The organism is Actinosynnema sp. NPDC023658, from assembly GCF_040639995.1.
Classification (GTDB): Bacteria; Actinomycetota; Actinomycetes; order Mycobacteriales; family Pseudonocardiaceae; genus Actinosynnema.
Genome location: NZ_JBFAAX010000658.1, coordinates 397 through 3,188, shown reverse-complemented (window position 1 = coordinate 3,188; position 2,792 = coordinate 397). Strand labels below are relative to the sequence as shown.

Genomic DNA, 2,792 nt, shown 5'->3' with positions numbered 1-2,792 from the left:
GTGGTGACCAGGCCACTTCGTGGGACGGGGGTTGGCCGCGCGGGCCGGTGGCGGGGTAGCTTCGGCGTCGTCCGCGCACCAGTCACGGGGAGCACATGCGATTCCTGTTCCGCCCACCCGCCACCGAGGCCGGTGGACTGCTCGCCCTGCCGTGGGCCCAGCCGCTGGAGGAGTGGGACGAACGGCTGCTGCTGACCGTGCCGCAGCGGGGCATCTCGCGGCACGTCGTGCGGTTCGTCGCCAGCGAGGGCCGCGTGTACGCGCTCAAGGAGATCGCGGAGTCGCTGGCCCGCCACGAGTACGCCGTGCTCGGTGAGCTGGAGCGCGAGGGCATGCCCTCGGTGACGGTGCTCGGGCTGTGCGTCGACCGCCCCGACGACCAGCAGGCCATCCTGGTCACCCGCTACCTCGACCACTCGATGTCCTACCGCTACCTGTTCTCCAGCCCGCGCGGCGAGCACTCGGCCGACCGCCTGGTGGACGTGCTGGTCGAACTGCTGGTGAGGCTGCACCTGTCCGGCACGTTCTGGGGCGACTGCTCGCTGTCGAACACGCTGTTCCGGCTCGACGCGGGCGGCCTGGCCGCGTACCTGGTCGACGCCGAGACCGTCGAGCGCCACCCGGAGCTGTCCGCGGGCCAGCGCACCTACGACGTGGACCTGGCGCGGGAGCGCATCGGCGGCGAGCTGATGGACCTCGAAGCGGGCGGCCTGCTGCCGCCCGACATCGACCCGGTCGAGGTGGCCGACAGCGTGCCCCGGCGCTACGCCGCGCTGTGGGACGAGGTGACCCGCGAGGAGTTCTTCCGGCTGGACGAGCAGCGCTACCGGGTGGCCGAACGCCTGCGCAGGCTCAACGACCTGGGCTTCGACGTCGGAGAGGTCGAGCTGGTCACCTCCGACAGCGGCGCGCGGTTGCGAGTGGACATCCGGGTCGCGGAGATCGGCCAGAGCCGCCGCGAACTGTTCAAGCTCACCGGCCTGGAGGTGCAGGAGGGCCAGGCCCGCCGGCTGCTCAACGACCTGCGCTCGTTCCGCGCCTACCTGGAGCAGCGCGACGGCGCCCCGGTGCCCGAGACGACCGCCGGCCACCTGTGGCGCAACGAGGTCTACGACCCGGTCGTGGCCGCCGTGCCGCGCGACCTGCTGGGCGTGCTGGCGCCGGCGGAGCTGTTCCACGAGGTCCTGGTCCACCGCTGGTTCCTGTCCGAGAACGCGGGCCGGGACGTCGGCACCACCGCCGCGCTGCGCTCCTACCTCGCCACCGTGCTGCCGGACCACGAGGCGTCGGAGCGGGAGGCGTCCGAGCGGGAGGCGGCGACCGGCGCGGACGTCGACTTCGGCTGACCCCGACCGGCTCCGCCGGGCCGAGGAGGGACCGCCGTCGGTAGTGGGACGACCGTCCGCATAGATTTGCCCGCATGCTCTTCGGGATCGCGGCCATCGTCCCCGCCCTGTTCTTCGTGATCGGCATGGTCCGGGACCGGCGGCGGCTCGGCAACGCCGTGTGGCTCGGCCTGACCTTGGTGCTCCTCGTGCTGTGGCTGGTGTTCCGGGCCACCGCGATCGGCGGGTGGTCCGCCGTGGTCGTCGGGTACGCGTTCGTGGCCCTGCTGCTCGGGCTGGGGTTCGTGCTGCCGATCGCGCTGATCGCCAACGGCGTGCTGATGCTGCGCCGGGAGGGGTTCGGCCTGGCCAACCTGCTCTCGCTGCTCGCCGGGCTCGCGATCGTCGGCGTGGTGCTCGCGTTCGGGTTCGCCACCGCGCACACCGCTCCCGCGGTCGACGCGGTGATCGGGTCGCTGCTGATCGTCGCGGCCTACGTCGCGTTCCTGTTCGTCAGCCTCCTGCTGTACTCGATCGTCTACGGCAGCATCGGCCGCCGGACGGGCTTCGACGCGGTCGTGGTGCTCGGCGCCGGGCTGAACGGTGACCGCGTCCCGCCGCTGCTGGCCGCGAGGCTCGACCGGGGCCTGCACCTGTACCGCCGCGAGGTGGGCGCCGGCCGCACGCCGCTGCTCGTCGTCTCGGGCGGGCAGGGCGCGGACGAGCAGGTGTCCGAGGCCGCGGCGATGCGCGAGTACCTGGTGCGCCGGGGCGTGCCGGACGAGGCGGTCGTGCTGGAGGACCAGGCGACCACGACGGAGCAGAACCTGGCCTACAGCGCGCGCCTGCTCGCCGAACGGGACTGGACCGGCCGGGCGGTCGCGGTGACCAACAACTTCCACGTCTTCCGCGCCGCCGTCCTGGCCCGCCGGCTCCGGCTGCGCATGCAGATCATCGGCGCACCCACCGCGTGGTACTTCCTGCCCAGCGCGTTCCTGCGCGAGTTCGCCGCGCTGCTCACGCACAACCCCGTCGTGCACACCGTCACCTGCGGCGCACTCGTCGCGCTCCACCTGGTGCTCACGCTCACGTGAGGTGGTCCGCGAACCAGGAGACGATCAGGTCCACGGTCGCGGCGAGCCCGGCCCGGTCGATGCCGTGGCCCACACCGGGGTGCAGCACCAGCCGCGCCGGTCGGCCCAGTTCGCGCAGCCGCCGGTACATCCGCTCGGACTCCTCGGGGTTCACGTTGGCGTCGTTCTCCCCGTGCATGATCAGCACCGGCGCCCGGAGCCGGTCGGCGTGCTCGAGCGGGCTGCGGCTGGTGAGGACCGCCACGTCGGCCGGGTCGTCCGGGTCTCCGATCCAGTCGACGGCCCGCTTCCGCCAGGTCGGCGGGAACCCCCGGATGTCGTTGAGCAGGTCCGACGGCCCGCACTCGCTCACCCCTGCCCGCCACAGGTGCGG

Annotated in this window: 3 protein-coding genes; 2 read left to right on the top strand and 1 reads right to left on the bottom strand. The window is 73.0% G+C overall.

From position 1 onward, the window contains the following. Nucleotides 1-95: 95 nt before the first annotated feature. Nucleotides 96-1,346 (top strand): DUF4032 domain-containing protein, encoded by a 1,251-nt coding sequence (locus AB0G02_RS32790; protein WP_360801996.1) that lies wholly within the window; start codon nt 96-98, stop codon nt 1,344-1,346. A gap of 74 nt (nt 1,347-1,420) precedes the next feature. After that, nucleotides 1,421-2,419 carry a YdcF family protein gene (locus AB0G02_RS32785; RefSeq protein ID WP_360801993.1) on the top strand — a complete coding sequence of 333 codons (999 nt, stop codon included), beginning with the start codon at nt 1,421-1,423 and terminating at the stop codon, nt 2,417-2,419. Here AB0G02_RS32785 and AB0G02_RS32780 read toward each other — a convergent pair. Continuing rightward, nucleotides 2,412-2,792 (bottom strand): prolyl oligopeptidase family serine peptidase (locus AB0G02_RS32780; protein WP_360801990.1); only part of this gene is annotated, 381 nt, incomplete at its 5' end. The genes AB0G02_RS32785 and AB0G02_RS32780 overlap by 8 nt on opposite strands.